Below are 3,986 nucleotides of genomic sequence, written 5' to 3'. Positions count from 1 at the left end.
CCAAGCTTTTCTGGTCGGAACCCCCTAAGCCGAGTTTTCAAGGTGCTGCGCCGTCCACTTGGTTTTCGAGACTGGCCTTTTAATTCTAACGTAAAGCCAACCTAGAACGGCGGGGTTTCAGACCCAAAATTTCCGATGAATGTTTCAGTGAATTAACACCTGTCCAAAAAATGACTGGTAATTTGGTAGTACAATTATAGTAATCAGTAAAATAAGGAGGATTAAAGTAAATAACTATGTCTCAACCGATTACCATCGAAGATATCTATAAACTTTTCGAGAAAACTAACGAAAAGTTTGAACAATCACGCCAAGAATACGATCGCCGGGCGGCCGAAGCCAAGGCCGAAGCCGATCGCCGTTTAGCACAGCTAGAGAAAACAGTGGCAAATACCAGTCGTGCGGTGGATAGTTTAACCACTCGCTGGGGAAGATTTGTCGAGGAATTAGTGGAACCTGCGGTTATTCGCCTATTTCGTGCGAAGGGTATCGATGTCAAAGAAACCTACAGTCGCGCCAGGGTAAAACGCCAAGGAATCGCCATGGAGATTGATATTTTAGCCGTCGATGAAACCGAGGTAGTTTTAGTCGAATGTAAGTCTCGTTTATCGAAAGATGATGTTAATGAATTTCTAGAAAAATTAAGTCGATTTAAAGAAGCATTTCCCCACTATAAGAACTATCAAGCTTATGGTGCAGTGGCAGGAATAGAAATAGATGAAGGAGTAGATCGTTATGCCTATAAACAAGGTTTATTTGTGATTAAACCATCGGGAGAAACAGTAGAAATAATTAATGATTCTGGCTTTGAGCCTAAGTTATGGTAAAAGAATGATGCTCCCATCATAATTTTTTTCCCCCCTTCCCGTTTTCTTAATACTTTCTTTAAGGATTGGCTGAAAGCATTGCCCTGAAAGGCTTGGAAAAATAGGAGTTCGGGCGATTCGGTTGAAGTAGCGATCGCTCAAAGGGATAAATTACTATGTTATACTGGGAAAAAACGAAATAATCAATCAAAGAAAGCTATGATCCAAGAATATCTTAATAAAGCGATGGAAACAGCCCATTATGAATTTTTAGAGGATAATGAGGGATTTTATGGCAACATTCCCAATGCTCCGGGAGTTTGGGCAACCGGAGAAACCCTAGAAGCTTGTCGTCGGGAACTCTTAGAAGTCTTAGAAGAATGGATATTATTGGCAATTAAATTAGGTCATCAATTGCCAGAATTTGACGGTTTATCTTTAAAAATAGATTTAGTCGCCTAACATTTATCTAAGTTGAATCATGCCTTATTTTGGTGCAATTTCTCGTTCTAATTTAATTTCAGCTTTCCATAAAGCAGGATTTCAAGGTCCCTACGCAGGGAAAAGACACCAATTTATGGAAAAGAATGGCTTAAGAGTCCGTCTTCCCAATCCTCATCAGTCAGATATTAGTATTAATTTACTCAGTAGAATTCTAAAACAAGCTCAAATTTCTAAAGATGAATGGGAGAAATTGTAACTAGAACTTATGCCATTCCCCTAGATGGGGGTGAAATAATGGGTATCATACATAATAAGAGACGATCTTCATGAAACAGGTCATAGAAAATGCCTACCATAAAAATTCAAGCCCAACTATCTAAAGAAGACTTACTAGAAGCCGTCGAACAGTTAAGCTTATCTGAATTAGAAGGTTTTTTTCAAGATATAATTGCGCTAACAGCGAAACATCATGCCCCTAGTTTATCAGGCTCTTCGTTACCCTTTACGCTAAATCAACAGACAAGATGCCAAGACAACATACTTCTAACCCAAAAATTCCGAAAGTTTCTCAAGCCATAGCCTCTCCGTTTTATTAGTTTAAGTTTATTGTTGATTCCCTCGACCACCCCATTCGTTGTCCTTCGCTCAAAATAACTAGGGTCTGCTGAAAAAGTTTTTCCTGGGGGTAGGAGTCAGTAGCCGGTCGTCAGGAGCCGGTCGTTTCAGGCTTTGTTGCCCTTGTTTTTTGTACCAAGCGATGTACTACAAGAAGGATAATGCAAGGTTTTTGAAAGTCCCAATCCTATTTTCTTGCACTAACATCGGACTTTAACAGGTCAAAAGCTTTATTTTCAAAGGGTTTTACCATTATTCAGCAAGCCCAAAGTAGAAAGTTCACATCTTTTTTAGATTAAACAGGAGTTGAAAAAATGACACGCACAAACAAACGTTATGGATGGGTTCCTGACTTACCAGATCATCGAGATCTGCTTTACGCTGCACCCGTTACAGCACTGAGAGCTTTACCAGCCAAGGTCGATCTCCGTCCCAATTGTCCCCACATCTACGATCAAGAACAGTTGGGCAGTTGTACCGCCAATGCCATTGCTGGTGCCCTTGAGTTCGATCAAATGAAGCAGAAATTGACGGATATTTTTACCCCTTCCCGCCTATTTATTTATTACAACGAACGGGTCATGGAAGGGACTGTGAACGAAGATAGCGGCGCGATGATTCGTGATGGCATTAAAAGCGTTGGCAAGCAAGGCGCTTGTCCAGAGGAGAAAACCAAACAGCATCCGGGACCTGATGGGATCTGGCCCTACGATCCTGATTATGAGGTCAGATTTCTTAAAAAACCTACCCCAAAATGTTATGAAGTCGCCGCTAAACACCAAGCAATTCTTTACAGCCGGCTAGTGCGAAACCTCAATCAGATGAAGGGATGTTTGGCATCCGGCTATCCCTTCGTCTTTGGGTTCAGTGTTTACGAGAGCTTTGAAAGTCAAGAGGTGGCACAAACAGGTCGCGTCCCCATGCCGTCTCCCAATGAACAATTATTGGGGGGTCATGCCGTGTTAGCCGTCGGTTATGATGATAGCCAACGGCGGTTTATCGTCCGCAATTCCTGGGGTAAAAACTGGGGTATGCAAGGCTATTTTACCATGCCCTATGCCTATCTGTTGGACGATAACCTAGCTGACGATTTCTGGACGATTCGTCAAGTTGAAAATGAACCGTAGGCTATCTCAAAACTCTATCTTGAGGAGATAGGGAAATCTGATTAAACGCGACTGTTTTCTGGAGAGCAGGGGTGATAAAGCTTATCTGACCTGCTTCCCAACTCTCATTTCTAACTCAAAACTTCCATGTTTCAACGCAAATCTACTTTAGAACTCTTACAAATTAATTATATGTTATAGTGGTGGGTTAACTAATTTTTTGGGAAAATTAGTTAATTAGTGCATTTGTTCTGGATGAAAACCTGAAGTTTAACTTTTAAGCCAAAACTCTTTAGATATGCTTTAATTTGGTTGTCAAAACCTCTTTATTTAAGCAGCACAAACTATCTCAATTATAAAAATTGAGAATAAATTCTCCTGACTAATTACAATTCTCCTTCACTGGATTAATGTTTGGCAACTTTTAAGAAGCTGCTATACCTATCCCTAACTCATAGTTATAAATAGGGTTGGCTGAATAAATCTAAAAACCTTGTTGGGTAAGACTTTTAGACTTTTTGTCAATCAAAAAGTACCCGGCATGGGAGTGATCAGGGGGAAAATTCAGGGACTTTTTCCCTGAAAATTAGGTAATTGGCCACCTCAAAACCGGTAAAACCCCACACCCCCCCTGCCCCCCCGATGTCGGGGGGGTTGGGGGCCACACCCTGCCCCCAGGAAAAACTTTTTCAGCAAACCCTAAATAGCCGCCAACAGGTTAACTCTTAAACTATATCTTCGACGACGATTCCGATATTTACAGGATAAGATTTTCAAGATTTTGAGTTTCCTATTTATAGGTTCAATGATAATCCTTTCTTTGGCTAAAGCCTTGTTATACTCTTTTTCTAACTCTGTTAATTTTCTATTTTTTGATTTCTTTTTCGGTGTATAACTATTACTATGGTATGCAGCTATTCCCTGATAACCACTGTCTTCTATGCTGGTAGTTAAAGGATGAAAACGAACTCGACTTTTTTTAAATAAACTAAAATCATGACCTCTACCTTTCCCA

General features: G+C 40.5%; 6 protein-coding genes and 1 pseudogene. 5 read left to right on the top strand and 2 right to left on the bottom strand.

What is annotated here, in order from left to right; all coding sequences use genetic code 11:
* Positions 1-236: 236 nt before the first annotated feature.
* The 4 genes from O9295_RS17980 to O9295_RS17965 all read left to right on the top strand — a co-directional run bounded on the left by O9295_RS17980 (position 237) and on the right by O9295_RS17965 (position 1,829).
* The gene (locus tag O9295_RS17980) at positions 237-827 is read left to right on the top strand and encodes a DUF3782 domain-containing protein (RefSeq protein WP_288034280.1); all 591 of its coding nucleotides are present in this window, start codon (positions 237-239) and stop codon (positions 825-827) included.
* Positions 828-1,025: 198 nt separating this feature from the next.
* A complete protein-coding gene (locus O9295_RS17975; protein ID WP_288028122.1) occupies positions 1,026-1,268 on the top strand; it encodes a type II toxin-antitoxin system HicB family antitoxin in 243 nt (80 codons plus the stop codon).
* A 19-nt stretch (positions 1,269-1,287) separates the two neighbouring features.
* Positions 1,288-1,506 (top strand): type II toxin-antitoxin system HicA family toxin, encoded by a 219-nt coding sequence (locus O9295_RS17970; protein ID WP_002764516.1) that lies wholly within the window; start codon positions 1,288-1,290, stop codon positions 1,504-1,506.
* Between the two features lie 89 nt (positions 1,507-1,595).
* Positions 1,596-1,829 carry a hypothetical protein gene (locus O9295_RS17965; protein ID WP_052588157.1) on the top strand — a complete coding sequence of 78 codons (234 nt, stop codon included), beginning with the start codon at positions 1,596-1,598 and terminating at the stop codon, positions 1,827-1,829.
* Here O9295_RS17965 and O9295_RS17960 read toward each other — a convergent pair.
* Positions 1,763-1,906, bottom strand: a pseudogene (locus O9295_RS17960) (transposase); the annotation flags it as partial. The gene O9295_RS17965 and the pseudogene O9295_RS17960 sit on opposite strands and share 67 nt — an antisense overlap.
* A 273-nt stretch (positions 1,907-2,179) precedes the next feature.
* Here O9295_RS17960 and O9295_RS17955 point away from each other — a divergent pair.
* A complete protein-coding gene (locus O9295_RS17955) occupies positions 2,180-2,992 on the top strand; it encodes a C1 family peptidase (protein WP_288034278.1) in 813 nt (270 codons plus the stop codon).
* A gap of 678 nt (positions 2,993-3,670) precedes the next feature.
* Here O9295_RS17955 and O9295_RS17950 read toward each other — a convergent pair.
* A partial coding sequence (locus O9295_RS17950) for a transposase family protein (RefSeq protein ID WP_288034275.1) occupies positions 3,671-3,986 on the bottom strand: 316 nt, incomplete at its 5' end.

It is taken from the genome of Microcystis sp. LE18-22.4A (assembly GCF_027531105.1).
Lineage (GTDB): Bacteria > Cyanobacteriota > Cyanobacteriia > Cyanobacteriales > Microcystaceae > Microcystis > Microcystis aeruginosa.
This window is presented reverse-complemented; position numbering and strand designations above follow the sequence as displayed.